The 26,694-nt window shown below is 62.8% G+C and carries 28 protein-coding genes, 3 tRNA genes and 1 pseudogene; 18 read left to right on the top strand and 14 right to left on the bottom strand.

The features are described from left to right. The first annotated feature begins 158 nt into the window (after positions 1-158). The 7 genes from P9217_RS23515 to P9217_RS23485 all read left to right on the top strand — a co-directional run bounded on the left by P9217_RS23515 (position 159) and on the right by P9217_RS23485 (position 7,164). The gene (locus P9217_RS23515) at positions 159-2,615 is read left to right on the top strand and encodes a penicillin-binding protein 1A (RefSeq protein ID WP_095801312.1); all 2,457 of its coding nucleotides are present in this window, start codon (positions 159-161) and stop codon (positions 2,613-2,615) included. A gap of 127 nt (positions 2,616-2,742) precedes the next feature. Beyond that, positions 2,743-3,874, top strand: a protein-coding gene (prfB, locus tag P9217_RS23510) for a peptide chain release factor 2 (protein WP_127246966.1) whose coding sequence is annotated in 2 segments (ribosomal slippage) — positions 2,743-2,808 and positions 2,810-3,874 — 1,131 coding nt in all. Because the reading frame shifts where the segments join, the coding sequence is not laid out codon by codon here. A gap of 46 nt (positions 3,875-3,920) precedes the next feature. Further along, entirely contained in the window at positions 3,921-4,346 is a 426-nt protein-coding gene (locus tag P9217_RS23505) for a GFA family protein (protein ID WP_278088041.1), read from the top strand. Between the two features lie 299 nt (positions 4,347-4,645). Next, a complete protein-coding gene (locus P9217_RS23500; protein ID WP_278088040.1) occupies positions 4,646-5,023 on the top strand; it encodes a hypothetical protein in 378 nt (125 codons plus the stop codon). Positions 5,024-5,189: 166 nt separating this feature from the next. Continuing rightward, complete coding sequence (locus tag P9217_RS23495; RefSeq protein WP_066989521.1) at positions 5,190-5,558, top strand: GFA family protein; 369 nt, start codon at positions 5,190-5,192, stop codon at positions 5,556-5,558. 100 nt (positions 5,559-5,658) lie between these two features. Next, positions 5,659-6,309, top strand: a complete 651-nt coding sequence (locus P9217_RS23490; RefSeq protein ID WP_059184805.1) for an OmpA family protein — start codon at positions 5,659-5,661, stop codon at positions 6,307-6,309. Positions 6,310-6,555: 246 nt separating this feature from the next. Beyond that, positions 6,556-7,164, top strand: a complete 609-nt coding sequence (locus P9217_RS23485; protein ID WP_278088039.1) for a hypothetical protein — start codon at positions 6,556-6,558, stop codon at positions 7,162-7,164. Positions 7,165-7,202: 38 nt separating this feature from the next. On the opposite strand, the gene P9217_RS23480 is transcribed toward P9217_RS23485, so the two are convergent. The 7 genes from P9217_RS23480 to P9217_RS23450 all read right to left on the bottom strand — a co-directional run bounded on the left by P9217_RS23480 (position 7,203) and on the right by P9217_RS23450 (position 14,748). Beyond that, positions 7,203-8,789, bottom strand: a complete 1,587-nt coding sequence (locus tag P9217_RS23480; protein WP_336618914.1) for a DEAD/DEAH box helicase — start codon at positions 8,787-8,789, stop codon at positions 7,203-7,205. A gap of 224 nt (positions 8,790-9,013) precedes the next feature. Beyond that, entirely contained in the window at positions 9,014-9,787 is a 774-nt protein-coding gene (locus tag P9217_RS23475; protein WP_067321550.1) for an NAD kinase, read from the bottom strand. A gap of 422 nt (positions 9,788-10,209) precedes the next feature. Continuing rightward, positions 10,210-10,971, bottom strand: a complete 762-nt coding sequence (locus P9217_RS23470; protein ID WP_278088038.1) for an MBL fold metallo-hydrolase — start codon at positions 10,969-10,971, stop codon at positions 10,210-10,212. A gap of 4 nt (positions 10,972-10,975) precedes the next feature. Then, a complete protein-coding gene (locus tag P9217_RS23465; protein ID WP_278088037.1) occupies positions 10,976-12,040 on the bottom strand; it encodes an ABC transporter ATP-binding protein in 1,065 nt (354 codons plus the stop codon). After that, entirely contained in the window at positions 12,037-12,819 is a 783-nt protein-coding gene (locus tag P9217_RS23460; protein WP_095783289.1) for an ABC transporter permease, read from the bottom strand. The genes P9217_RS23465 and P9217_RS23460 overlap by 4 nt, the downstream gene beginning before the upstream one ends. Before the next feature lie 2 nt (positions 12,820-12,821). Continuing rightward, complete coding sequence (locus P9217_RS23455; protein ID WP_127241912.1) at positions 12,822-13,667, bottom strand: ABC transporter permease; 846 nt, start codon at positions 13,665-13,667, stop codon at positions 12,822-12,824. Positions 13,668-13,674: 7 nt separating this feature from the next. After that, the gene (locus tag P9217_RS23450; RefSeq protein ID WP_278088036.1) at positions 13,675-14,748 is read right to left on the bottom strand and encodes a spermidine/putrescine ABC transporter substrate-binding protein; all 1,074 of its coding nucleotides are present in this window, start codon (positions 14,746-14,748) and stop codon (positions 13,675-13,677) included. A gap of 92 nt (positions 14,749-14,840) precedes the next feature. Here P9217_RS23450 and P9217_RS23445 point away from each other — a divergent pair, with 92 nt between their 5' ends. After that, complete coding sequence (locus P9217_RS23445) at positions 14,841-15,455, top strand: TetR/AcrR family transcriptional regulator (protein ID WP_066989542.1); 615 nt, start codon at positions 14,841-14,843, stop codon at positions 15,453-15,455. A gap of 56 nt (positions 15,456-15,511) precedes the next feature. Here the strand turns inward: P9217_RS23445 and P9217_RS23440 are convergent, their stop codons facing one another. After that, a complete protein-coding gene (locus P9217_RS23440) occupies positions 15,512-15,715 on the bottom strand; it encodes a DUF2905 domain-containing protein (protein WP_067321527.1) in 204 nt (67 codons plus the stop codon). Positions 15,716-15,784: 69 nt separating this feature from the next. Continuing rightward, positions 15,785-15,860, bottom strand: a tRNA-Thr gene (locus P9217_RS23435). Positions 15,861-16,011: 151 nt separating this feature from the next. On the opposite strand from P9217_RS23435, the gene P9217_RS23430 reads away from it, so the two are divergent. Together P9217_RS23430 and P9217_RS23425 are read left to right on the top strand one after the other, a co-directional pair. Further along, positions 16,012-16,179, top strand: a complete 168-nt coding sequence (locus tag P9217_RS23430; RefSeq protein WP_278088035.1) for a hypothetical protein — start codon at positions 16,012-16,014, stop codon at positions 16,177-16,179. A 248-nt stretch (positions 16,180-16,427) separates the two neighbouring features. Then, positions 16,428-16,775 (top strand): BA14K family protein, encoded by a 348-nt coding sequence (locus tag P9217_RS23425; RefSeq protein WP_245459740.1) that lies wholly within the window; start codon positions 16,428-16,430, stop codon positions 16,773-16,775. A gap of 116 nt (positions 16,776-16,891) precedes the next feature. Here the strand turns inward: P9217_RS23425 and P9217_RS23420 are convergent, their stop codons facing one another. Further along, positions 16,892-17,314, bottom strand: coding sequence for a hypothetical protein (locus P9217_RS23420; RefSeq protein ID WP_127217555.1), 423 nt, complete (start codon positions 17,312-17,314; stop codon positions 16,892-16,894). Positions 17,315-17,477: 163 nt separating this feature from the next. Further along, complete coding sequence (bhcR, locus tag P9217_RS23415; RefSeq protein ID WP_067321643.1) at positions 17,478-18,299, bottom strand: HTH-type transcriptional regulator BhcR; 822 nt, start codon at positions 18,297-18,299, stop codon at positions 17,478-17,480. A 202-nt stretch (positions 18,300-18,501) separates the two neighbouring features. Between bhcR and gcl the strand changes: the two genes are divergently transcribed. The 3 genes from gcl (at position 18,502) to P9217_RS23400 (ending at position 22,189) form a co-directional block, all read left to right on the top strand. Then, positions 18,502-20,283, top strand: coding sequence for a glyoxylate carboligase (gcl, locus tag P9217_RS23410; RefSeq protein WP_278088034.1), 1,782 nt, complete (start codon positions 18,502-18,504; stop codon positions 20,281-20,283). A gap of 28 nt (positions 20,284-20,311) precedes the next feature. After that, complete coding sequence (gene otnI / locus P9217_RS23405; protein ID WP_095801328.1) at positions 20,312-21,109, top strand: 2-oxo-tetronate isomerase; 798 nt, start codon at positions 20,312-20,314, stop codon at positions 21,107-21,109. Between the two features lie 195 nt (positions 21,110-21,304). After that, positions 21,305-22,189, top strand: a complete 885-nt coding sequence (locus tag P9217_RS23400; RefSeq protein WP_278088033.1) for a 2-hydroxy-3-oxopropionate reductase — start codon at positions 21,305-21,307, stop codon at positions 22,187-22,189. A gap of 98 nt (positions 22,190-22,287) precedes the next feature. Here P9217_RS23400 and P9217_RS23395 read toward each other — a convergent pair whose 3' ends face one another. Continuing rightward, on the bottom strand, positions 22,288-23,151 hold the full coding sequence (locus tag P9217_RS23395) for an RNA methyltransferase (protein ID WP_127325662.1): 864 nt from the start codon (positions 23,149-23,151) through the stop codon (positions 22,288-22,290). Positions 23,152-23,351: 200 nt separating this feature from the next. Between P9217_RS23395 and P9217_RS23390 the strand changes: the two genes are divergently transcribed. Both P9217_RS23390 and P9217_RS23385 read left to right on the top strand, forming a co-directional pair. Then, positions 23,352-23,436, top strand: a tRNA-Tyr gene (locus P9217_RS23390). A gap of 68 nt (positions 23,437-23,504) precedes the next feature. Further along, a tRNA-Gly gene (locus P9217_RS23385) sits at positions 23,505-23,578 on the top strand. 76 nt (positions 23,579-23,654) lie between these two features. Here P9217_RS23385 and P9217_RS23380 read toward each other — a convergent pair. Continuing rightward, the gene (locus P9217_RS23380) at positions 23,655-24,107 is read right to left on the bottom strand and encodes a YidB family protein (protein ID WP_278088032.1); all 453 of its coding nucleotides are present in this window, start codon (positions 24,105-24,107) and stop codon (positions 23,655-23,657) included. A 126-nt stretch (positions 24,108-24,233) separates the two neighbouring features. Here P9217_RS23380 and P9217_RS23375 point away from each other — a divergent pair, with 126 nt between their 5' ends. Further along, positions 24,234-24,491, top strand: a complete 258-nt coding sequence (locus P9217_RS23375; protein WP_066989559.1) for a GlsB/YeaQ/YmgE family stress response membrane protein — start codon at positions 24,234-24,236, stop codon at positions 24,489-24,491. Between the two features lie 121 nt (positions 24,492-24,612). Next, positions 24,613-25,419 carry a sulfotransferase family 2 domain-containing protein gene (locus P9217_RS23370; RefSeq protein ID WP_278088031.1) on the top strand — a complete coding sequence of 269 codons (807 nt, stop codon included), beginning with the start codon at positions 24,613-24,615 and terminating at the stop codon, positions 25,417-25,419. A gap of 26 nt (positions 25,420-25,445) precedes the next feature. Here P9217_RS23370 and P9217_RS23365 read toward each other — a convergent pair whose 3' ends face one another. After that, complete coding sequence (locus P9217_RS23365; protein ID WP_095824693.1) at positions 25,446-26,333, bottom strand: DMT family transporter; 888 nt, start codon at positions 26,331-26,333, stop codon at positions 25,446-25,448. A gap of 283 nt (positions 26,334-26,616) precedes the next feature. Between P9217_RS23365 and P9217_RS23360 the strand changes: the two are divergent. Then, positions 26,617-26,694: pseudogene (locus P9217_RS23360) on the top strand (elongation factor Tu); the annotation flags it as partial.

Raw genomic sequence — 26,694 nt, 5'->3', positions numbered from 1 at the left:
GTTATTATTTGGCGGACTGAGTTCCTGAAACTTCGTGCTGCCGTATTTTGTCCACATGGTCGCGACAATGGGTTTCCATTGCGGATTGGGACCGCCCCTGAAGCTTGCGCGACTGTCGGCTTCGTTTAGGAAATCCCGAACCTCGGACTGGAGCGGGCATGATTCGTCTCATCGGCTATTTCTTCGGCATCGGCACGACGCTGGCGCTGCTGGTCGCTGCGGGCCTTGCCATCTATATCGGCCATCTGACGAAGGATCTGCCCGACTACGAGGTTCTGGCCAAATATGAGCCGCCGGTGACGACGCGCATCCATGCCTCGGATGGCTCGCTGATGGCCGAATATGCTCGCGAGCGGCGCCTCTATCTGCCGATCCAGGCGATCCCGGACCGCGTCAAGGCTGCCTTCATGTCGGCCGAGGACAAGAACTTCTACAACCATCCCGGCATCGACATCACCGGCCTCGGCCGCGCCATCATCGTCAATCTGCAGAATTTCGGCTCGGGCAGGCGTCAGGTCGGCGCCTCGACGATCACGCAGCAGGTTGCAAAGAACTTCCTGCTGACCTCCGACCAGACCTACGAGCGCAAGATCAAAGAGATGATCCTGGCCTTCCGCATCGAGCAGGCCTATTCGAAGGACCGCATCCTCGAGCTCTATCTCAACGAGATCTTCTTCGGCTTCGGCGCCTATGGCGTTGCCGGCGCCGCGCTGACCTATTTCGACAAGTCGGTCAACGAACTCACCGTCGCTGAAGCCGCTTACCTTGCTTCGCTGCCCAAGGGCCCCAACAACTATCATCCCTTCAAGCATGCCGACCGGGCGATCGAGCGCCGCAATTGGGTCATCGACCAGATGGTCGAGAACGGCTACGTCACGCGCGAGGAGGGCGACAAGGCCAAGGCCGAGCCGCTCGGCGTGAAGCCGCGCCGTAACGGCTCCTACCTGTTCGCGGGCGAGTATTTCACCGAGGAGGTGCGTCGCCAGATCATCGCCCGCTACGGCGAGAATGCGCTCTATGAGGGCGGCCTGTCGGTGCGCACCACGCTCGATCCGAAAATCCAGCTCATCGCCCGCAAGGCGATGCAGAACGGATTGCTGAAATACGACACGCTGCGCGGCTACCGCGGACCGGTGACCCATATCGACGTTTCCGGCGACTGGGGCGTGCCGCTCGGTGCGGTCAAGGGGCTGGAGGACGTGCCGGAGTGGACGCTCGCCGTCGTGCTCGACAGTTCTGCCGACGGGCTGACGATCGGCATGCAGCCGGCGCGCCAGGTCTCCGGCGACCTCGTCAAGGACCGCGTCGAAGGAACAGTCAGCAAGGACGACATGGGCTTTGCCATGCGCCATTTCGTCAACGGCAAGTCCGTCCGGGCGAAATCTCCGGCGGAAGTGCTTGAGCCCGGCGACGTCATCTTCGTGCAGAAGAACGAGGGCTCCGACAACGCCTATAGCCTGCGCCAGGTGCCCGAGGTCGAAGGCGGTCTGGTAGCCATGGACCCGCATACCGGGCGTGTATTGGCCATGGTCGGCGGCTTCTCCTACGCGCAGTCGGAGTTCAACCGCGCGACCCAGGCGATGCGCCAGCCGGGCTCCTCGTTCAAGCCGATCGTCTATTCGGCGGCGCTCGACAACGGCTACACGCCGGCTTCCGTGATCATGGACGGGCCGATCACCATCCAGAGCGGCAACACGACCTGGACGCCGAAGAACTATGACGGCACGGCCGCCGGCCCGGCCACCTTGCGCTCGGGCATCGAGAAGTCGCGCAACCTGATGACGGTGCGGCTGGCCAACGACATGGGCATGAAGCTGGTCGTCGAATATGCCGAGCGTTTCGGCGTTTACGATCATCTTGCGCCCTATCTGCCGATGGCTCTGGGCTCCGGCGAGACGACGGTCATGCGCATGGTGTCCGCCTATTCGATTATGGCCAATGGCGGCAAGTCGATCAAACCGTCGCTGATCGACCGCATCCAGGATCGCTACGGCAAGACCGTGTTCAAGCAGGACGAACGCGGCTGCGAGGGCTGCAACGCCGCCGAATGGAAGAACCAGCCCGAGCCGGAACTGGTCGACAATTCCGAGCAGGTGCTCGATCCGATGACCGCCTACCAGATCACCTCCATGATGGAGGGCGTGGTGCAGCGCGGCACCGGCGCCACCATCGCCGAGCTCGGCCGCCATATCGCCGGCAAGACCGGAACCACCAATGACGAGAAGGACGCCTGGTTCATCGGCTTCACGCCGAACCTCGTCGTCGGCCTCTATATGGGCTACGATACGCCGCGCGGCCTGGGCAAGGGCGCCACGGGTGGTGGCCTCGCCGCGCCGATCTTCAAGGACTTCATGCGCGTCGCGCTCGACGGCACGCCCAATGTCGACTTCCAGGTTCCGGAAGGCATGAAGCTGATCGCCATCAACCGCAAGACCGGCATGCGCGCGGCCGAAGGCGACCCCAACACCATCATCGAGGCGTTCAAGCCCGGCACCGGCCCGGCCGACAGCTATTGGGTCATCGGCATGGGCGCGGACGGCTCCAATGGTGCCGGCGGCGCGCTGTCGCCGCAGGCCAATCAGGCCATCCAGGACGGTGGCGGCGGCCTTTACTGACTTCCCCAGGTTTCGAATGGGCCGGCAGCTCAACGCCGGCCCATTTCGCTTTACAGGCGGCGGTGCCGTGCCTATGTATCGCGCCGATTCCGAAAAGAACGACAAGTACAGGACAGAACGAAGAGCCATGCGCGCGGAAACGCAGAACATTGTCGACGAGATCAGGCAGGCGATAACCCTGCTGAGGAGGCATCTTTGACTGGGATCCGGCCCTCAAGCGGCTTGAATATCTGAACTCGCGCGCGGAGGATTCCAGCCTCTGGAACGACCCCGCGGAAGCGCAGAAGCTGATGCGGGAGCGCCAGAGCCTCGATGAGGGGATCGCGGCGGTCAAAGGGCTGACCCAGGCGCTCGAGGACAATATCGGCCTGATCGAACTCGGCGAGGAAGAGGGCGACGAGGGCGTCGTCGCGGAAGCCGAAGCGGCGCTGCGTTCGATGCAGGGCGAGGCCAAGGCCCGTCAGGTCGAGACCCTGCTGTCGGGCGAGGCGGACGCCAACGACACCTATCTTGAAATCCATGCCGGCGCCGGCGGCACCGAGAGCCAGGACTGGGCGTCGATGCTCTTGCGCATGTACACGCGCTGGGCCGAGCGGCGCCGCTTCAAGGTTGAGGTGCTGGAAGTCCATGAAGGCGAAGAGGCCGGCATCAAGTCGGCCACTGTGCTCATCAAGGGGCACAACGCCTATGGCTGGCTGAAGACGGAATCTGGCGTTCACCGCCTGGTGCGCATCTCGCCCTACGACAGCAATGCGCGCCGCCACACCTCCTTCGCCAGCGTCTGGGTCTATCCCGTCATCGACGACACGATCGAGATCAACGTTTCGGAATCCGACGTGCGCATCGACACCTATCGTTCGTCCGGCTCGGGCGGCCAGCACGTCAACACCACCGACTCGGCGGTGCGTATCACCCACCTCGCGACCGGCATCGCAGTTGCCTGCCAAGCCGAACGCTCGCAGCACAAGAACCGGGCCAAGGCCTGGGAGATGCTGCGCTCGCGGCTCTACGAGGAAGAGCTGAAGAAGCGCGAGGCCGTGGCGAACGCCACCGAGGCCTCGAAGAGCGATATCGGCTGGGGCCACCAGATCCGTTCTTACGTCCTCCAGCCCTATCAGCTGGTGAAGGATCTGCGCACCGGCGTCGAAAACACCAGCCCGTCAAGCGTGCTCGACGGCGATCTCGACGAATTCATGGAGGCCTCGCTGTCGCATCGCATCGAGGGCGGTGCAGGTGAGGCGGTGGCGGACCTCGACTAGGTATTTCGAAAAACTTCCGCAGGGTGGCGGCTGGCAGGGGGTGACCTTGGCAAATCCGGAAAAGGCAAGTGCTCGTACGCTTGCCGGGCAATGCTTCTGCGGCACTGTCCGCTACGAGGTGACCGATGAATTCGCCTACGCGGTGAATTGCCATTGCTCGAACTGCCGCCGTACCACAGGGTCGGCTTTCAAGCCCATTGCCGGCATCGCGCGCGACAAGTTTCATCTCACCGCGGGCGACGACAGGCTGCTGATCTATGGCGATGTCGGCGGCCACGACGCGCATTGCGGGCAGTGCGGCTCCTTGCTCTACTCCTTGGTGCGGGAGGGTGCCTACGTCCATGTTGCCATGGGAACCCTGAGGGGCGATCCGAGCATTCGCCCAAGTGCACATATCTTCGTCGGTTCCAAGGCGCCATGGTTCACGATTACGGACGACCTGCCGCAATATCGTGAACATGTCACCGGCTGACGGTCGGAACTTCCGTCGGCAGAATTTCGTTCTTAGGCACCCCTGGTCGCAGGCTTGTCGTAGTTTTTGTTAACCAAGTCGGCGCACCCTTTTCTGCGGCCGCTGCTGAACCCCGGTGCGATTCCGAGGGCACGCCCAGTTCTTGCGCCGGCCAAGGAATCAGCCCAGCATTCGGGCTGGGTATAGAAGCATGTATGGCCGGACGCGGCATATCTGCGACTGACGATCCGGCCACTGGGAAGACACGTTCCGGGAACGGGCAAGCGACAAAACGCTTGATGCTCGAAAGGAACGCTTCGATGTCTGCTGCCAAGTCAAGATCGGCCCGAGCCGTTCGCCCGGCCGGCCGGCTCCTGTTTTCCCTGTTCGCCACCTTCGGGACCATGATGCTGACCGCTGCTGCCGTCGCGCACGACGCCAAACCTACGGCGGTGCTTCCGCAAGCCTGGAGCTATCCCTTTGCCTGCTGCGCCAACTACGACTGCAAGGAGGTGCCACAGACATCGATCGGCGAGCGGCCGGAAGGCTATGTGATAAAAGGCACGGGCGAGGTGGTCGCCTACAGCGACAAGCGGGTCAAGGATTCGCCTGATGGCGAATATCACTGGTGCGCGCACCAGGCCGGATTGGACGCCGGCAAGACCATCTGCCTGTTCGTGCCGCCGCCCTCTTACTAGGATTGCCGCGGCCAGGCAGTGCCATGTGAGCTCTCGACCGGGCGCTGCCGCGCCTGCTGACGAACGGTTGTCAGGACCACTTGTTTATGTTGCCTTGCTGCCACGGAAGTTCCGCGGCGTCTTCCGCACGGAACTGTGCGGGGGGCGGCGGACAACGGAGAGATCCATGATCATCAAGGGAAGCTGCCACTGCAAGGCCACGACTTTCGAAGTCTCCGAGGCGCCGCAGACGGTGACGCAATGCACCTGCTCATTCTGCTCCAAGCGCGGGTCGCTCTGGGCCTATTACGTCCCGTCGCAATTCAAGCTCACCAGCCCGCCTAAGAACGTCTCCTTCTACCGCTGGGGCTCGAAAACCATAAAGCATGGTTTCTGCTCGACCTGCGGCTGCGGCACCTTCACCGAAACGCCGGACTGGTCGACGGGCCAGCCCGACTTCGACAACCCGAGGATCAGCGTCAACTCTCGCCTGTTCGACGACTTCGACCTGGACAGGGTCGAAGTGGTGGTGATCGACGGCAAGAACCTCTGGTAGCTTTGCCGTTCCGCTTTTTGCCGCAATTCATGGTACAACGCGTGCGGAAGGGCTGATTTGGCGCGGCTGCAACGGCCGCGATTTGGAGAGGGACAATCTTATGAAGAAGACCGTGCTCGTCGTCGTGGCGACGGCTGTGCTCGTGAGCGCCTGCACCACCACCGATCCGTATACCGGCGACCAGAAGATCTCCAACACCGCGGCCGGCGCCGGCCTCGGCGCGTTGGCGGGTGCCAGCCTTGGTCTGCTGGCCGGCGGCAACGACCGCCGCAACGCGCTGATCGGTGCGGGCATCGGCGCCCTTGCCGGCGGCGCGATCGGCGCGACGATGGACCAGAACGAGGCCGAGCTTCGCCGTCAGCTGCAGGGCACCGGCGTCAGCGTCACCCGCAGCGGCGACCAGATCATTCTCAACATGCCGTCCGACATCACCTTCAACGTCGACCAGGACGCGGTGAAGCCGGGCTTCTACCCGGTGCTGAACTCGGTGGCGCTGGTGCTGAACAAGTTCCGCCAGACGACCGTCGACGTCTTCGGCCACACCGACTCGACCGGCGGCGACGAGCACAATTTCGACCTGTCGCAGCGCCGTGCGCTGGCCGTCGCCAACTACCTGTCGGGCCAGGGCGTCGATTCCCGCCGCTTCGCCGTCACCGGCTTCGGCAAGACACGTCCGGTCGCTTCCAACGCGACGGCCGCCGGTCGCGCCCAGAACCGTCGCGTCGAGATCCAGCTGTCGCCGCTGACTTGATAGAAGCTGCTGCCAGGAGAACTACTCTACTATGCAAAACGGCCCCGCGAGGGCCGTTTTGTTTTTGACCTCGAGATGGGAAAAGCCGTCGGGGCCTCAGCTAGTTCTAATTGATGCCTTTCCATCGCCTTGGAAAGGACTAGCATCGACGCTGTTCAGCGGGGACGAGGCGGTACAACCGGCCGCGCAATCAGCATTTTTCCGCCTCGGTCTTGCACGGCCAGTTCAAGAATCTGGGAGGAATGCATGACAAGAACGACTCGCCTTGGGCGCTGCGGCGTCCTCGTTTTAACTGGCCTCTTGGGCGCATGGGTTGGAGCCGCCACGGCCCGGGCCGAAGACGCCAACAAGGCCGACATCGAAGCTCTGAAAAAATCGCTGGCCAAATATGAGGACTACACGGCCGCCGTTCGCGACCTCTATCTGTCGACCGTCGGCTGCGTCTATTACTCGGGCGAGAAGATTCCGGGCACGATGGAATATCCGAAGGGCGCCATGGGCATCCATTTCGTCAACGTTCCGAGCGTCGGCCAGAAGCTCGACCCGATGAAGCCCAACGTGCTCATTTACGAACCGACCAAGGAAGGCTTGAAATTGGTCGGCGTAGAATGGCTGGTGCCCTTGACCCCGGATGTCAAGGAACCACCGAGCCTATTTGGCCAGAAATTCATGGGTCCGATGGAGGGGCATTATCCGCTCATCCCGAAGGAGTTCGTCCATTACGATCTTCACGCCTGGCTGTTCAGGGACAATCCGAACGGCATGTTCAGCCCGACGAACCCGAAGGTGAAATGCAGCGACGCCGAGTTTCCGATGCTGGAGAAGCCGACCAAGATGATGCCCGGGCCGATGTAGGCAGCAGCAGGACAATCCCGGCAAAGCGCTTGTATCCTTCAAGCGAAGCGGCAGTAGAGGAACGGCCCCATTCGGGGCCGCCTCGTTGTTGCCGACGCGGTATTGAGGTCAGACCTTCGCGACGATGCGCATGAAGGCGGGCACGTCATCGCCGAAGCCGACGGTCGCGTCGTCCTCTTCATGGCGGTGGCGGCCAGGGCGGCTGTGGTCGCGCTGAGGACGGGAAGCCCCGCGCTGCTCGTTGCGGTTGTCGAAACCCTTGCGGTCGTTCTCGGAACGGATCGCATCCTTGCGGGCGCGGCGCTCGGCAATGTCGGCAATCTCGGCCACCGGCTGCTCTTCGCGTGGTGTCTCCGGCGTCTCGTCGTCGCTGTGCCTGGCGTGGCGGTCCGCGCTTTTCTTGCGCTCGCCACGGCTCTTGCGGTCCTCGTCCTTGCGACCGGCGCGCCGCGGCCACGGCGAGGCGCTTCTTCGCCTTCGCTCTCGGCGACCGTTGACAGGTCGCCGTCATGCCATTCGATCTTGGTGCCAATCAGCTTTTCGATGGCGTCGACATATTTGGTGTCGGAGCGCGTCGCGATGGTGAAGGATTTTCCGGAGCGGCCGGCCCGGCCGGTGCGCCCGATACGGTGGACATAATCCTCTGCATGGATCGGCACGTCGTAGTTGAAGACGTGGCTGACGTCTGGAATATCGAGGCCGCGGGCGGCGACGTCCGAGGCGACGAGGTAACGCAGCTTGCCATCGCGGAAATTGGCAAGCATCTGCATGCGGGCGCGCTGATCCATGTCGCCATGCAGCGCGCCGGCGTCGAAATCATGCTTCAGCAGCGAGCGGAAAAGCTCCGACACTTCGACCTTGCGGTTGCAGAAGATGATGGCGTTCTTCAGATCGGACTCTTCGGCCCGCATGAGATTGCGAAGCGTCTCGCGCTTGTCCCACGGCTTGGAGCCTGACTTCACCAGGCGCTGCGTGATGCTGGTCGCGGTGGAAGCGGCTCTGGATACCTCGACGCGCACCGGCGCATGCAGGAATTTCTCGGTGAGCTTGGTGATTTCCGGCGGCATGGTCGCCGAGAAGAACAAGGTCTGGCGCGTGAACGGGATCATCTCGCAGATGCGCTCGATATCCGGGATGAAGCCCATATCGAGCATACGGTCGGCCTCGTCGATGACGAGGATCTCGACGCCGTTGAGCAAGAGCTTGCCGCGCTCGCGGTGGTCGAGCAGCCGGCCGGGCGTGGCGATCAGCACATCGGCGCCGCGCTCCAGCTTCTTGTCCTGCTCCTCGAAGGAGACGCCGCCGATCAGCAGCGCGATGTTGAGCTTGTGGTTCTTGCCGTATTTGACGAAGTTTTCCTCGACCTGGGCGGCGAGCTCGCGTGTCGGCTCGAGGATCAGCGTGCGCGGCATCCGGGCACGCGCACGGCCCTTTTCCAGCCGGGTCAGCATCGGCAGCACGAAGGAAGCGGTCTTGCCGGTGCCTGTCTGCGCAATGCCCAACACATCCTTCCCGAGCAGCGCATGCGGAATGGCGCCGGACTGGATCGGGGTAGGCTTGGTGTAGCCGGCATCGGTGACTGCGGAGAGGACCTTCGGCGACAGGCCGAGGTCTGTGAACGTCAACGCTTCTTGAGCGGTCTGAGTGTCTGCGGACAAGTTGTGGCTGTCTTTGGCTGGTTCGGTAAAAATCGCAACACGCGTTGCGGCGGGCGCCGCGCGCCTGCAAGATCGGGTTGCAGTTAGGCGCAAGTCCGCGATTTGTCAACAGAAACGGCCGGGAATCCGGCGGATTGTGAACACGTAACCTTAATTGCGATGCTTAATCGGGGTTATTGTCTTCTACCGGCTCAATAGCGGAATTGCTCGGCAAGAATACGCTCGTTCCATGAATGATTGGGATCGAACAGCAACGTCGCCGTCGCGGTCGGCGATTCCCGCACCGTGACAGAGGCGATCGCCTTGACCTCGGTGTGGTCGGCGGCGGCGTTCACCGGGCGCTTTTCCGACTCCAATATGTCGAAGCGCACGATCGCTTTGTTGGAGAGCAGCGCGCCGCGCCAGCGCCGGGGCCGGAAGGGGCTGACCGGCGTCAGCGCCAAAAGCGGCGCGTCGAGCGGTAGGATCGGCCCGTGCGCCGACAGATTGTAGGCTGTCGAACCAGCGGGTGTCGCGATCATGACGCCGTCGCAGTTCAATTCCTCCAGCCGCACCTGCTCGTCGACGGTGATGCGTATTTTCGCGGTCTGATAGGATTGGCGCCAAAGCGCCACTTCGTTGATCGCCAGCGCCGAGATCGTTTCGCCCTCGTGAGTCACCGCCTGCATTTCCAGTGGGCGGATCGTCTCGGATACCGCTTTCGAAATGCGTTCATCGAGACCGCCGGCGCGATATTCGTTCATCAGGAAGCCGATGGTGCCACGGTTCATCCCGTAGACCTTCTTGCCCGTGCTCATCGTGTCGCGCAGCGTCTGCAGCAGGAAGCCGTCACCGCCGAGCGCGATGATGATCTCCGCCTCGGCGACAGGTATTTGCCCATAGCGCGCCGACAAGGTTTCCAGCGCCGCGCGGGCGTCGTCGGTGTCGGAAGAGACGAAGGCGAAACGGCTGGTTTCTTTGCTCATGGATCCCGAACGGCGACCGCTACCGCCTGCCGGTCGCGCAGGCGACGGCGTAGCATGCGCCGACCGCATCTGCAAAGGGCGGTGCGCCCCGCCATGCGGATAGGCGTTGGCGCTCGCGCTTCGTGACAGCCATGCAACGAATGTGATGGCTGTAATGGTTAAGACCAGGCTTAAACACTCGTAAAGCCGGATCGATCATGTTAGCCGGCAGTGGATGGGTTGGCGGGGGCTGGCCAGTCGAGAGACCTGTCTATTGCCGGTGACGCGTCTGATCATAGTCTTCCTGATGATGGGAAGTTTCGCCCTCATGTTCGCCGAGCTTGTGCGCCACTCGGAGGAGATGAGCCAGCGGCCGCATCCGACGGCCTCCCGCTGCGGCGACGCCGCCGGGATGCCCTGTCCGCAAAGGGCGCTTTGAAGCGCTAGCGGTTCTGCAGCAGGTGACAGCCCGCCTGCCGCTTCTGCGCGAGATACTCGTCGATCACCTGGCGGTAGCGCACCTTGCCGAAGCTCGGGAAATGGCCGCCATGCACGACCGAGACGTCGAGGTCGCGCATGGCAAGCAGCGTCTCGACATAGTCGCCGATATCGGAGTGGTAGACGTCGTCGATCAGCGGCCCGTCATAGACGATGTCGCCGGACAAGAGGATGCGGGTCTTTCGCTCGTAGAGCGCGATGCCGCCGGGTGAGTGGCCAGGCGTGTGGATGACCTCGAAGGCACGATCGCCGAGATCGACAACGTCGCCCTGCTCAAGCAGCCGGTTGGCCGGCGCAGGCGGGATGCGGTAGCTGGCCGTATCCCATCCGTCGGGCATGCCGTCGAACATCTCGTCTGTCGCGTAGCGGTCGGCGACCGTCCACTCGTTGCGCGGATCCGCGAGGACTTTGGCTTCAGCCGAATGCACGCAGCGATCCGGAAATTCGTGGTGGCAGCCGATGTGGTCGAAATGCGTGTGGCTGGCGACGCAGACAAGCTTGCGTTCGGTGACCAGCGGCACATGGCGCCGCAGGCTGACATGGCCGAGGCCGGTATCGAACAAAAGATCGCGGTCGCGGCCGCGCACATGCCAGATGTTGCAGCGGAAGAACGGCTTTATCCATGGCTCATGGATGAGCGTGACGTCGTCGCCCATGCGGATGGCCTCGTACCAGTCCGGAGCCTCGATGACCGGAAGCATGCTCATTGGATCAGTCCGCCAGCAGGATGATGTCTTGAGCATTGCATGAAACCGCGACCGTGTCGCCGGCCTGGACGGTCGCGGGAGCTGGTGCCTTGGCGATGAACTGCAATGTAGGATCCTGCGCCGAGGTGGCGAGCACCCGCTTGAAGCTCCCTTGGTAGACGACGTCGCTCACTTTGGCGGTGCCGAGCGCGACGTCGCCTTTCGCTCCCGCAAGGATGAGGTGCTCGGGCCGGATGGCAAGCGCCACAGCCGCGCCAGCCGGCGCAGTGCCGGGCAGCGAGATCGGCCCGAGCCTGGTCGCGACTTCGACGCGTCCATCCTGCGTTTCGCCGGCTTTGCCTGCGAGAATCGTGCTTTCGCCCATGAAGGTCGCCGAGAAGCGAGTCTTCGGCCGCGCATAGACCCGCTCGGGCGCGCCTTCGTCCTCGATGCGCCCATCATTCATCACCACGCAATGGTCGGCCAGCGCCATCGCTTCTTCCTGGTCGTGCGTGACATGGACGAAAGCGGTGCCGACCCGCTTCTGGATCGCTTTCAACTCGTCCTGCATCTGCCGGCGCAGCTTAAGATCCAGCGCGCCGAGCGGCTCGTCGAGCAACAGCACCGCCGGCTCGATGACCAGCGCGCGCGCCAGCGCGACGCGCTGGCGCTGGCCACCGGAGAGCTGGTGCGGCTTCTTGTCGGAGGAGTCTGCAAGCCCGACGAGGGCGAGCGCTTCGCGTGCCTTTGCCGTCCGCGTCGCGCCATCGACGCCCTGCATGCGCAGCCCGAAGCCGACATTCTTACCGACGCTCATATGCGGGAACAGCGCGTAGTCCTGGAAGACGGTCGTCGTCGGGCGCTTGGCCGGCGGCACGGCGGTGCAATCCGCGCCGCGAATGAACACCTCGCCTTCGCTGGGGGTGACGAAGCCGCCAAGGATCGAAAGCAGCGTCGTCTTGCCGGAGCCGGACGGGCCGAGGAGGATCGTGTAGCTGCCGGGCTCGATCGCGAGCGAGACGTTCTTCAAAACGGCGAGGAGGCCGAAACGATGCGAGACGTTGCGGATGTCGACCAATGGGGCGCTCATGCCGGCTTTCTCCGCAGCAGGGTCAATTCGAACAGCACCACGAGCACAATCGAGACCGCAAAGACCAGCGAGCCGACGGCATTGGTCTTGGGATTGAGGCCGGAGCGCAAGAGGTTCCAGATCTCGACCGGGAGCGTCGTCTCGAATCGGGTGAGCAGGAAGGAGATGACGAACTCGTCCCAGGAGAAGGTCATCGACAGGAAGAAGCCGGCGAAGATCGCCGGCGCCATGACCGGCACGGTGATCATCAGCAGCACCTTCCATTCGGGAGCGCCGAGGTCGCGCGCGGCGCGCTCGATGTTGATCTGGTGGTCGCCCATCTGGCTATAGATGATGGCGAAGCAGAGCGGCAGGTTGATCACCACATGGCCGATGCCGGCGGCGATGAGCGATTTCGGCACGCCGGCCCAGTTGAACAGCACCAGCAGCCCCATGCCGATGATCAGATAGCTGACGGTGAGCGGCAGCGTGATCAACCCGCGCAGCAGGGCCGAGCCCGGCAGCACGAAGCGCGCGAAACCCCAGGCGGAAAGGAAGCCGAGCGTGACGGATGCGAGCGAGGACAGCACCGCCACCAGCAGCGAATTGACCAGCGCGGAGGTGAGGCGTGCATCGGACAGCACCGCCTGGTACCAGCGCAGCGACGGGCCGGTGAAAGGCGGGATGGGGAAAGAGGTCGCCTGCAGCGAGAACAGTATCAGCACGACCACCGGCAGGAAGATGAAGCCGTAGACGGCGATCGCGTAGAGCCAGGCGGCGAGGCGGACGGCAGCACGCATGGTCAAGCCCGCTCGATCTTCAGCCAGCGGGCGCAGGCGAGATAGGCGACGGTGACGACGGCCATCAGGATGATCGAAAGCGCCGAGGCCAGCGGAAAATCGCCGCGCCGGCCGATCTGCATCATGACCAGCTGCGGCATGACCAGCTCGTTGTTGCCGCCGAGGATCTGCGGCGTGATGTAGTCGCCGATGCAGAGTACGAAGGTGAGGAAAGCCCCGACCATGATACCGGGCAGGGTCAGCGGCAGCACGACATGCAGGAAGGTCCGCACCGGCCCGGCACCGAGGTCGGCGGCCGCCTTGCGATAGCTCGGGCTGAGTTGTTTCAGATTGGCGAAGATGGTGAGCGTCAGCAGCATGACGAAGAAGTGGACGAAGCCGGTGACGGTAGCGAACCGAGTGTTCGCAAGCTGCAGCGGCTCGGCGACCAAGCCGATGCCGGTGAGCGCCCGATTGATGACGCCGTTCTGCGCCAGCACGAGCAGCCAGGAATAGGAGCGCACGACGTAAGACGTCCAGAACGGCAGCACGGCGAGCATCAGTGCCAATCGCTGCCAGCGCTCCGGCACTTTTTCGGCAAGGATCCAGGCGAATGGATAGGCGAGCACGATCGAAATCACGGTGACGATTGCGGTCACCTCCAGCGAGTTCACCATCGCCCGCCAGTAGGATGGATCGGTGAAGAACTGGCTGTAATTGGCCAAAGTGAAGCCGCCGCCTTCATGCGCCGTCAGGCTCGACAATCCCATGGCGACGAAGGGCAGCACGAAGAACAGAAGCGTCCAAGCCAGCGCCGGCGTGACCAGCGCCCAGGGCAGGGCACGCAGGTTGCTTCCGGCAACGCTCATCGGCCGATTACTGCGCCTGCAGCATTTCGGTCCACATGTCCTGCATCTTCTTGTCGAGATCGGCGTTCGGCGCCGGATAGGCCTGGGCGCGGGCGAGGAAGCCGGGCTGCTCGTCGAAGCGCAGGATCTTCTTCTGCTCGTCGGTGAGCGCTGCCTTCTTGTTGGACGGCATGCCCCAGTAGCAGGAGGAGGTGGCAAGGCGCGCCTGGCCCTCCGGGCTCAGGATATACTGGATGAATTTTAGCGCCATGTCCTTGTTCTTGGATTCCTTGAACATGGCGAGCGACTGCGACCACAGCACCGCGCCTTCCTTGGGGATCGTGAAGTCGAGCGCCGGGTTTTCCTTGGCGAGCCCCGCCGTCACCCACTCGCCGCCGCCGACAAGGACATCCACCTCGCCGGTCGCAAGCGCGGTCTGGCTGGCGGTGACTTCCCCGACCAGCTTGGCGTTGGCCTTCATCTTGAGCAGCTCGGCCTTGAGAGCGGGCAGGTCTGCCTCGGTGAGGTCGGCCGTCTTCTTGCCGATCGCCAGAGCCGCCATGCCGATGACCGGCAGGTAATAGTCGTAGATCGCGATCTTGCCCTTGTATTTGTCGCTGGTCAGCGAAGCCAGCGACTGCATGTCGGCCGGATCGACCTTGGTCTTGTTGAAGCCGATCGTGTTGTAGCCGAACTTTTCGGTGATGCCGTAGCGCTTGCCGTCGACCACGGTGGACTTGTCCATCTTCACTTCCGGAAAGAGGTCGGCGAAAGGCAGCTTGTCCTCCGGCAGCGGCTCGAACAGGCCTTTCTCGACACCGCGCGGTACGTCGATGGAATCGATCACCATCACGTCCCAATCGCCCGGCTGCGACTGATCGACGATCGCGAGCCCTGCGCCTGTGCCCTCGAATTCCTTGACGTTGACCTTGACGTTGTTGGCCTCCTCGAAGGGCTGCAGCAGCGCCGGATCGGAGTGGTCGCACCAGATCAGCGCGTTGAGATCGGCGGCCTGAGCGCCGCCAGCGGCGAGCAGTGCCACAGCAGCGCAGGCGGCTCCGAGACGGGACTTCAGGCTGGAAAGCGGATTCCGGACAGTCATCGAGTGTTCTCCCTGCCTTGCTGGCTTGTTGAGGAAAAGTTGAACCAATTCTAAAATTGAGTCAATTATGATTTTGTGGCAGAGAGGCCGATATGAGCGGATTGCGCGCACGGCAGAAGGCGGACAGGCACCGCCGCATCATCGATGCGGCGACGGAGCTTTTCCGTGAGGCCGGCTATGAAGGCGCCAAGATCGAGGCCATAGCTGCGCAGGCAGAGGTCTCGATCGGCACGATCTACAATTACTACCAGAATAAGGGTGACATCCTCGGCGCCATCGTCGCTATGGAGGTCAACGAGGTGCTGAATGCCGGGCAAGGCGTGGTCGGCAGCCCGCCGGCCGATGTCGGCGACGCGCTCGACAGGCTGATCGGCATCTATATCGAGCACTCGCTCAATTACCTGAGCAAGGAGATGTGGCGGCAGGCGATGGCAATCTCGACCCAATTGCCCGACAGCCCTTTCGGCCAGGCCTATACCGCGCTCGACCGCGCCTTGACCGAACAGATCCGGGCGCTGATCGCCCGCCTGCAGGAGATCGGCCTGGTTCGGTCAGACATCGATGGCCCGGCGGTGGGCGAGTTGATCTTCAACAACATGAACATGATGTTCATCGAGTTCGTGAAGCGCGACGAGGCGAAAATCCCGGAGCTGCGCGCGGCGATAAGGCGGCAGAACCGGATCTTGGTGGCTGCGATCGGCGTATAGAAGATCAAGAGCGAGCAGGTAGAGGGCTTTCAGCAAAGCGTCGCGGCCGAACGTACTCACTGACGGTTGATCAGCCACAGAATGGTCGAGAGAACCACACTGATCAGAATTCCCGTGGTGATGGGAACGTAGAGCCTGAAATTCTCGCGCTCGATCACGATATCACCGGGCAACCTGCCGAGGCCGATCCTGGTCACCCATGGCCACAGCAGGCCAGCGGCAACTATGCTGAGGCCAATGACGATCAGAGTTCGCGACATGGCAGCACCTGCCGGAAATAGCGCATTGCCAGAATATAGTGATGCTTCGAAAGCTGGCAGAGCGAAGGATGGTGCCCCCGGCAGGGATCGAACCCGCGACCTTCGGTTTACAAAACCGCTGCTCTACCAGCTGAGCTACAAGGGCACGGCGCTCCGGTAGCACATTTCGTGCGCCAGTAAAGACAAAACTCCGTTTTGGGTTGCTAATGGACCGCTTGGCTTAGTCGGCATGCTGAAATGAGGCGCGCCGCTTCCTACATCTCTGTCGGGTGCAATCGCGTCGAACGGGGTGTCGCATGATCAGATTCGTCATCATCCTGCCGCTCATCGTCGTGACCTGGCTTCTCCTGATGAAGGCCGTCAGCGATCTGAAGAAGGCCAACATCGACTGGACGGGCGTCACCATGATCATCGGCTTCATCGTGCTCGCCTTCTGGCTGCGGCACGTCACGGGAATGGGGTGAGGGGAGTGAATGGTGAATGGTGAAAGGCGGCGTTTTCTGGACCATTCGCTATTCACCATCCACTATTTACCCAATCCATCGTACCTTTTGCCGCCGCTCCGCCACAACTGATCGCCAGAGGCGAATGGTCGCCTCGATCAAGGATAGGGGCAGTTCCGAAAGATTTGAGCCGCTTCCGGCCACTCAAAAAAATCAGAAAAAAACTTCGAACCTTTTCCGCGCTGCAACGACAGATGATCAAGAGGCGGATGGATCGCCTCGGTCAGGAAACCAAGGAGATCATCATGTTCAAGCGCACGCTCGTTTCGACCCTTATCGCCACCTCTGTTGCCGCCGGCACGCTGGCCGGCACCGTCCAGCCTTCGGCCGCTCACGACCATCATCACCGCCGCGAGCTCGGCATCGGCATCGCCGCCGGCGTTGGCGGCTTCGTCCTGGGCAACCTGCTCGCTCAGCAGCCGCGGACGGTCTATGTCGAGGATGGCTACCACGGTTCCTGGCATGTTCGCCGCTGCATGGCCCGCTATGCCAGCTACGATCCGGGCTCGAACACCTACATCGGCTACGACGGCTATCCGCATTATTGCCGCCTCTGAGAGCAGTTCCAGGAAAAGCGCATAGCGGTTTTCCGTCCGGAATTGCGTAAAACAAGAGGAGAGCCACCGTCTCGGCAACCGGAAAGGGGGCTTCGCGGCCCCTTTTTCGTTTGGTGCTACGAAGTCTTGGCCTCGATCGCCAATCCCGCGCTGCGGCAAGCGCCGGCAACGGCAAGCCCGGCATTAGACGTTTCACCGCTCATCGCGACAAGTTCGAAGCTGTTTCCGGCATCCGGGTTGACCTTGGCAATGAAGGCTTTGCCGTCGCTGGAGCCGCCGGCCGAGCGCTTGTCGTCGACAAAGCCGCAAACCACGATCTCATGGCGGCCGTTCAACGTCCGCTCACCGGCAAGCATCGTCCCGAACTTCGCCGAGACTGGATCCTTCAAGTACTGGCGGACGCCGGCGGTAATGATCTCCTCGAGGGCGAGCGAGATCGGTATGGAATCGACGCGCTGCCCGTTCGAGTCCGGCACCGGTGTCGTGGCAGCGCATCCGCAAAGTGAAGCGGCGAGCAAGAGTTGAACCGTTTTCCGCATCCACGCCCTTTCGCATGCATTCGAACGCCGCGGCAAGACGGCAGGGCCCATGCAGCCGAGGGTGTACAGCGATACGTTTAGTCTGGCCGTCCCGGAATGGCGGCCAAGAGCGCGCTGCCCGGCGCATGACGCCGGGGTCATGCGCAAACAAAAACTGTCGCAGTCAGTAGGCTTTCACGCCGCCGATCATCTTCGTCACCTCGGCCGCGGCCTCGCGCACCAGCGGACCGATCTCGGCCAGGCGCTCCGGCGTCACCCGCACCGTCGGGCCGGACACGGAAACGCCGCCGATCGGCTCGCCGAACTCGTTGAAGATGGCAGCGGCGACGCAGCGCATGCCGGGATGGCGTTCCTCGTCGTCGACCGACCAGCCGCGATGCTTGATGGTCGCCAGATCATGAGCCAGCGCCGAGATGTCGGAGAGCGTCTTGTCGGTGAAGCGCTGCAGGCCGGCCTTGCGCAGGATGGCGGCGACCCGCTCCGGCTCGAGATGCGCCAGCACCGCCTTGCCGATGCCCGACGCATGGAAGGAACTGCGCGTGCCCGGCCGGAAGAAGGCCCGGATCGCCTGATGCGTCTCGACCTGACTGACGAACACCACGCAATCGTCTTCGGCGACGCCCAGATTGGCGGTCTCGCCGGTCTTTTCCATCAGTTCCTGCATCACGATGCGGGCGCGGTCGACCAGCTTGCGGCGGCGCAGGAAGGCGGCGCCCATGCGATAGGTCTCGACGCCGATCGACCAGAGCTGGTCGGTCGAGTCGAACTCGACCATGCCGTGGTTCTCCAGCGTCGTCAGCATGCGGTAGGCCGTTGAGGCGGCGATGCCGCTGCGCGCCGCGATCTCGCTCAAGGACAAGCCGCTGGCGTCCGCGACGATCGCCAGGATGCGCAGCGCGCGGTCGAGCGACTGCACTGAAGCCGCTTCCTGCGGGCCGTTGAAGGCACGCGGCCGGCCGCGTTGGCGTTTTTCCGTGGTTTCCATGCACGCATTCTCCGCAATTTCGCGCGGAGCACAATGAAAAAGTTTTTCACTGGCCCCCCGTGGCGATTTTCTGGAAAAGGAAAAGATCAGTGAATTCAGCAAGGTACAACAGTTTTCTAGAAATGAAAAAATATTCTGAAAAAATTGAAAAATCGAGAACGCGCTGGCATTCTAAAGCCAACCAACCAAGTGGAGGCTGAACATGGCCAGGATGCGCGCTGTCGACGCGGCGGTTCTCGTTCTAGAAAAGGAAGGCATCACCAATGCCTTCGGCGTGCCGGGCGCGGCGATCAACCCCCTCTATTCGGCGCTGAAGGCGCGCGGCACCATCCGCCACGTTCTCGCGCGCCATGTCGAGGGCGCCTCGCACATGGCTGAAGGTTTTACCCGCGCCAAGGCCGGCAATATCGGGCTCTGCATCGGCACCTCAGGTCCGGCCGGCACCGATATGATCACCGGGCTCTATTCCGCCTCGGCGGATTCCATTCCCATCCTCTGCATTACCGGGCAGGCGCCGCGCGCTCGCCTCAACAAGGAGGATTTCCAGGCCGTCGACATCGCTTCGATCGCAGCACCCGTCGCCAAATGGGCCGTCACCGTCATGGAACCCTATCTGGTGCCGATGGCGCTGCAGAAGGCGTTCCACCTGATGCGCTCCTCGCGACCGGGCCCGGTGCTGATCGACCTGCCGCTCGATGTGCAGCTTGCCGAGATCGAATTCGACATCGAGGCCTATGAGCCGCTGGTTCCCTTCAGGCCGGCAATGACGCGCGCCCAGGCCGAAAAGGCTTTGGCAATGCTCAACCAGGCGCAAAAGCCGCTGATCGTCGCCGGCGGCGGCATCATCAACGCCGATGCTTCCGATTTGCTGACCGAGTTCGCCGAAGTCACCGGCGTGCCGGTCATTCCGACGTTGATGGGCTGGGGCGCGATCCCCGACGATCACCGGCTGATGGCCGGCATGTGCGGCCTGCAGACCTCGCACCGTTACGGCAACGCGACAATGCTTGAAGCCGACTTCGTCTTTGGCATCGGCAACCGCTGGGCCAATCGCCACACCGGGTCGGTCGACGTCTACACCAAGGGCAAGAAATTCATCCATGTCGACATCGAGCCCACTCAGATCGGCCGCGTCTTCGCGCCGGATCTCGGCATCGTCTCGGATGCGGGCGCGGCGCTGAAGATGCTGCTCGACGTCGCCACCGAGTGGCGTACGGCCGGCAAGCTGCGCGATTGGTCGGGCTGGGCGAAGGAATGCCAGCAGCGCAAGAAAACCATGAAGCGCAAGACGCATTTCGAGCAGGTGCCGCTGAAGCCGCAGCGCGTCTATGAGGAGATGAACAAGGCTTTTGCCCGCGACACCACCTATGTCACCACGATCGGCCTGTCGCAGATCGCCGGCGCGCAATTCCTGCATGTCTACAAGCCGCGCAACTGGATCAACTGCGGCCAGGCCGGCCCGCTCGGCTGGACGCTGCCGGCCGCGCTCGGCGTGCGCGCCGCGGATCCCGATCGCGCCATCGTCGCGCTCTCCGGCGACTACGACTTCCAGTTCATGATCGAGGAGCTGGCGGTCGGCGCGCAGCACAACCTGCCTTACATCCACGTCGTCGTGAACAACGCCTATCTCGGGCTGATCCGCCAGGCGCAGCGCGGCTTCTCGATGGACTACGAGGTGAGCCTCGCCTTCGAGAACGTCAACCGGGCAAACGATCCCGAGGCCGGCTACGGCGTCGACCATGTCGCGGTCGCCGAGGCGATGGGCTGCAAGGCGGTTCGCGTGCGCAAGCCGGAAGAGTTCGCCGGCGCCTTCAAAGAGGCTGAGCGGCTGATGAAGGACCACCAGGTCCCGGTCGTTCTCGAATTCATCCTTGAACGTGTCACCAACATTTCCATGGGCACCGAAATCGACAAGATCACCGAATTCGAGGAGCTTGCCGAAAGCCACGAGGATGCGCCGACGGCGATCGTGATGCTCGATTGAGGTCCGGCGGAAAGAAGGAGCAAAAAGAATGCCGCGTTTTTCAGCCAATCTTTCGATGCTCTTCGGGGAGCACGAATTCCTAGATCGTTTCGATGCCGCTGCCCGCGCCGGCTTCAAGGGCGTCGAATATATCGGGCCGTACGACCATGCGCCGGACGTTGTTGCCGCTCGCCTCAAGAAGAACGGCCTGACGCAGGTTCTCTTCAACCTGCCGGCCGGCGACTGGGCAAAGGGCGAGCGCGGCATTGCCGTGCTGCCCGACCGCGTGCCTGAATTTCGCCAGGGCGTCGCCAAGGCGATCACTTATGCGCACGCGGTTGGCTGCGAGCAGGTCAACTGCCTCGCCGGCATCGCGCCGCAGGGTGCCGATCGCACTACTTTGGAAAACGTCTTTGCCGAAAATCTCGCTTTCGCGGCCGAAAAGCTGGAGCAGGCCAGCATCAAGCTGCTGATCGAGCCGATCAACACTCGCGACATTCCGGGCTTCTTCCTGAATTACACCGATCAGGCGCTGGCGCTGATCGACCGCATCGGCTCGAAGAACCTGTTCCTGCAATACGACATTTATCACATGCAGATCATGGAGGGGGATCTCGCCCGTACCATCGAGGCAAACCTTGGCCGCATCGCGCATATCCAGCTTGCGGACAATCCCGGCCGTCACGAGCCGGGGACGGGCGAGATCAATTATCCCTTCCTCTACGACCATATCGACCGGCTCGGCTATTCCGGCTGGATCGGCGCCGAATACAAACCGAAGGCCGGCACGGAGGTGGGACTCGGCTGGTTCCGGCAGTTCGCCGGGCAGGGGAGTGCGGCGGCTTAGGCGCTTCTCAACCAGCCTCGGCGCTGCCCCTCACCCTTACCCTCTCCCCGTGAAAAACGGGGGAGAGGGGGGTCGCCAGCGCTGGAGCTTGTCCCCCTTCTCCCCATCCTTCACGGGGAGAAGGTGCCGGCAGGCGGATGAGGGGCGGCGCCAGCCTTCGATCCATTCGGACAAAGACCTTCAGGAGACCGCAAAATGGAAACCATCGGCTTCATTGGCCTCGGCATCATGGGCGCGCCGATGGCGGGGCATCTGCTCGACGCCGGCTACCCGGCCATCGCCAGCGACCATCGCTCGAAGCCGCCGGCCGCTCTCGCGGCCAAGGGGCTGAAGACCGTCACCGGCCACGATGCGGTGGCCAGCGCCGCCGACATCATCATCACCATGGTGCCCGACACGCCGCAGGTGGCGGATGTGCTGTTCGGCGAAAACGGCGTCGCTTCAGCTCTGTCGAAAGGCAAGCTCGTCATCGACATGAGCTCGATCTCGCCGATCGCCACCAAGGACTTCGCCAAGAAGATCAACGATCTCGGCTGCGACTATCTCGACGCGCCGGTATCCGGCGGCGAGGTCGGCGCCAAGGCAGCCTCGCTTACCATCATGGTCGGCGGCGAGGACAAGGCGTTCGAGCGCGCCAGGCCGGTGTTCGAGAAGATGGGCAAGAACATCACGCTGGTCGGGCCGAACGGCGTCGGCCAGACCACCAAGGTCGCCAACCAGATCGTCGTGGCGCTCACCATCGAGGCGATCGGCGAAGCCCTGGTCTTCGCCTCGAAGGCCGGCGCCGATCCTGCAAGGGTTCGCCAAGCCCTGATGGGCGGTCTCGCCGCCTCGCGCATCCTCGAAGTGCATGGCGAGCGCATGATCAAGCGCACCTTCGCGCCCGGTTTCCGCATCGAACTGCACCAGAAGGACCTCAACCTCGCGCTGGAAGGCGCCAAGGCGCTCGGCGTTGCGCTCCCCAACACCTCGACGACGCAGCAACTGTTCAATTCCTGCGCCGCCAGTGGTGGGGCGAAGGAGGATCACTCGGCGCTGGTCAGGGCGCTGGAGCGGATGGCGGGCCACGAAGTGGCCTAGAAGCGAATAGCGAATAGGGAGTAGCGAATAGGGATTGCAGGCCGACGGGCCGCCGTGTTTCGGCTATTCGCTATTCGCTATTCGCTATTCGCTATTCGCTATTCGCTATTCGCTATGAATTTTCGCGCCGCATAAAGGCTCACCGCCGCGGCGTTCGACACGTTGAGCGAGCGGATGGCGCCGGGCATGTCCAGGCGGGCAAGCGCGGTCACCGTCTCGCGCGTCTTCTGGCGCAAGCCCTTGCCCTCGGCGCCCAGAACCAGCGCAATTTTTCCTCCGGCGAAGCTCTTTTCCAGCTCCGCCGATCCCTCGGAATCGAGCCCGATCGTCTGGAAGCCGGCATCGTGCAGTTGACCCAGTGCGTCGGCCAGGTTCTTCACCTCGATCTGGTCGATGTGCTCCAGCGCGCCCGAGGCCGATTTCGCCAGCACGCCCGATTCCTGCGGGCTGTGGCGGGCCGTCGTGATCAGCGCGCCGGCGCCGAAAGCAACCGCGGAGCGCAGGATAGCGCCGACATTGTGCGGGTCGGTGACCTGGTCGAGCACCAGCACCAGCTTTGTGTCGCCGAGCGTGTCAAGGCGCTTGGGTTTAAGCGGTTCCGCCTCGATCAGCACGCCCTGATGCACGGCGTCCGAGCCGGTGATTTTGTCGATATCTTTGGGCTCGACCAACTCGGTCATGAAGGACAGGGCGGAAAGATCGCCGATCGCCAGCCTCTCGGCGGCATTGCGGGTCACCAGCATTCTTTTGATCTTGCGTCGCGGATTGTCGAGCGCGGCCCGCACCGTGTGCAGGCCGTAAAGCCGCACCAGTCCGTCGGCGGGGCCTTCGCCTGGCGGCACCGGTTGGCGCGGCCGGAATGCCGGCGCGCCGCCCGCCTTCTGGTCGCGATGCGCGCGCCTCAGCTTGGCGTAGTGGGTGTCCTTCGGGGTGCCCGGTTTGCTGCTTTTGTTGTCGCTCATGCCGGCCTCTATAACCGTCCCGGCCGGCTAAGGATACGGGCTGCGGCGACGAATGCCGAACATCCTCGAAAAACCCTGGCCGCGCCGGTTGACACCCACCGGCCTTGCCGCCATAAGGCGCATCGCTGATTTCGGAGAAGATCCTTACTCGGGCTCCGGGTCGGCTGAAATGCCTCGTTGCATGGCTCCGGCGGCAGACTGGAGAGGTGCCCGAGTGGTTAAAGGGGACGGACTGTAAATCCGTTGGCTTAGCCTACGTTGGTTCGAATCCAACCCTCTCCACCACTGCCGGCCCGGAAGCCCTGAAACGAAAAGCACCGGAAGTGTGCCGCTGTTTTCCGATGCTAGCGCAGGCGGGTATAGCTCAGTGGTAGAGCAGCAGCCTTCCAAGCTGAATATGCGGGTTCGATTCCCGCTACCCGCTCCAGATTTTCTTCGTCGTAGGCCTCAAAAGAAAAACGCCGAGCACCCGTGGCGCGCGGCGTGTTCGATCTGCCTTATGCTTAGCTGTTGAAAGCCGATGTCGCCTGATGTTGCGGCGGGACTTGGCCGTTCGGCGTCAGCTTGTCGACAACGCCGGGCAGCGCCGTGGACAATTGCTGCAGCAGCTCCTGCTCGTTCATACCGGTATGTTGCGCGATCTCGCGGATCACCGCCGGCCCCAGCGCCGAGCCGAGATCGTTGGCGTTGATCGGCCGGTTCTGGCCGGTGCCGACCCAGGAATCGGCTACGCCGCCGTGGCCGGCGTCTCGCAGTCTGTCGAGCAGCCCGCCCAGTCCGCCGAGCAGGCCGCCATCGGCGGAGGTTCCGGCGGGAGTTGGGGCGGGGGCCTGAGCTTCGGCTGGCTGTTCCTCGCTTCTGCCGCTCAGCATCTTGCCGACCAGCAGCGCGCCGAGCGCGATCATCAGGGGTTTGGTGATGTTGCCGCCGGGAACGGCGTTGTCAAAAAGGCCCATCATGGATCTCCTATCAACCAAGTCCACCCGGCGCCAGAATGGCTCAACCGGGGGGATTTTCAAGCTGTCTTGAGCTTTTGACAATCATATGAAAATGATTGGCAGCGAGGGGATTGGAGGGAAGAAATGGGCATCATCAGCTGGATCATTCTCGGCGCGATCGCCGGCTTCATCGGCAGCAAGATCGTCAACAAGACCGGTCAGGGCTTGATCATGGACATCGTGCTCGGCATCGTCGGCGCTATCGTCGGTGGCGTGATCTTCAGCGCCTTCGGCGCATCGGGCGTCACCGGCCTCAACATCTGGAGCCTGATTGTCGCCGTCATCGGCTCGGTCGTCGTGCTCTGGGCTTATCACCAGTTCTCCGGCAGGCGCACGCTGTAGAACGGTCGAACGATCGGCGAAACCACGACTCGATCGCCGTGGTGGGATCGTCAGCCGAGCGCTGGTCGTCGAACGCGACCGCGCTGCGTATTGGCATTGGATGGCGTGGGGCGGAACGGCGATGGCGGTCCAGATTCAAGGCCTTCCGGTCACCTATTATCCAATCCCGAAAAGCGGCACCAGCAGCGTCAAATACGCGCTGATGGCGCTCGGCGGCAAGGAAGCCGTTCTGCTTGACCCGGACAACGACGTCCACAGTCAAATTGCAACCAATTGGGCCGATCCGTTCGAGCCGGTCTATGACGGCCTCAGCGGTAAATTCACGATCGTTCGTGATCCGCTGGAGCGGCTGCTCTCGGCTTATTCCAGCAGGATATTGGACACCGATGTCCTACGGTCACGCTCGCCCAACCTCGAGTTGCTCGAGAGCTTTGGGCTGCCGACCAACCCGGATCCCGATACCTTCATCCTCAACATCGAAAAATACTGCGCGTGCTCAGGGGACATCCACTTTCACGTCGCCTCGCCACGCCGCTTCATCGGTTCCAGCCTGTTCCTGTTCGAGCACGTCTTCAAATTCGAGGACATGGACAAGGTCGGCGCCTTCCTGTCCACGGTCAGCGGCAAGACAGTCTCTATGCCGCGGCTGCAGGCAGCTCGGGGCAAGGTCAGTCCCTCGGATCTGTCCCCCGCGGCGTTCAGAAAGGCGATGCGCTTCTGCCGCTACGACTACGGTTTCCTTGTCGACTACTACGATCCGGAACGATGGGGAGGCATCCCCCCAGGCGATCCCGATGAGACGTCCTCGCTGCATGTCGCCGGCGATCTGACCGCTTTTCGCAACGGCCGTCTGGTCTACCCGCGGACGCTGCGCAACCTCGTCGGATTCCTTGCCAAACGTCCGTTGAAGAAAAGGGTGGGGCTGTAGCGTTCAGCTTTTCAGTCCGGACGACCTCAGGCCACAACGCTCAAGCGCCTCCTTCGCTCGTCGAGCGAGACGATGGCGAGGCCGCTGCCGATCACCAGGAGAATGCCGCAGACGGCGAGCGTGTTGGGGAGCTGCCCGAACACCAAAAGGCCGGAAATCACCGCCCAGACGGTGAAGCAATAGTAGAAGGGCGCCACCGCGCTTGTCGGTCCGACGCGATAGGCCATGAAGATGAAGAAGTGACCGAAGATCAGGAACAGGCCGGCGCCGGCAAGCAAAAGGAGATGACGGCCCTCCGGCATCACCCACTGTTCCGAGACAAGGTGTGCGACACCTGAGCCGAGCAGCACGACAACCACGGCGGAGATGGCGACGATCATGCCGGGCACCTCGGCGCCCACCTTACGTCCGGCGAGGTCGCGCGCCGCGGCCAGGGCCGCGTTGCCCAGCGCCAGCAAGGCATAGATGGAAATGCCCTGCATCGTCGGTTGCGCCACCATGACGGCGCCGACAAAGCCTAGGCTAATCAGCGCCATTCGCACGGCGCCGATCTTCTCGCCGAAAAGGAGCGAGGACCCGACCAGCACGATGAGCGGCGTGATCTGCCCGAGCGCCGTCGAATCGGCGATCGGCATGTTGGCCAACGCCACGACGTAGCAAAGGATCGCCGCCAGCTCGCAAAGGTTCCGGCGCAGCACCTTGCGTTCGAACAGCAGCGGGATCTGCCTGCCATAGCCCAGCATGAAAAGCAGCGGCATGCCCCACAGTGTGGCGGCCGCGCCACGCAGCAGCAGCACCTCATAAGGCGGCAGCCCTGCGGTCGCGAGCTTCATCATCGTGTCATTGACGAGGTAGGATCCCGTCGAGACGATCATGAACAGCGGGCCGCGGATATTTGCCGGAAGGAATTGCATTGGCTGAAGAAATCAGAGGCCGATCGGGGCGGCAATGGGCCAGTTCCGGCCGATCTGGCGTCTACCCGCGCGAAACTGTCGATGGGCTAGCCGAGGCAAGACGCGCGGATTTGAATTCGCCTGTCGCGATCCTATATCCGCACCATACCCCTGAAATCAGATCATTGGTTCGGCTCGAGCGAGACAACGCTCAACCACAAGGCACTTGTGTTTTGCGGCCGTTGTCGCTAATCGCCCCGCATTCGACTGAACTGAAGGTCAAGGCCGCCCAAGGAAAGAGACTATGGCAAAAGGTAAATTCGAGCGCACCAAGCCGCATGTGAACATTGGCACGATCGGCCACGTCGATCATGGCAAGACG

The sequence above is a fragment of the Mesorhizobium sp. WSM4989 genome (assembly GCF_029625795.1).
Classification (GTDB): domain Bacteria; phylum Pseudomonadota; class Alphaproteobacteria; order Rhizobiales; family Rhizobiaceae; genus Mesorhizobium.
This window is presented reverse-complemented; position numbering and strand designations above follow the sequence as displayed.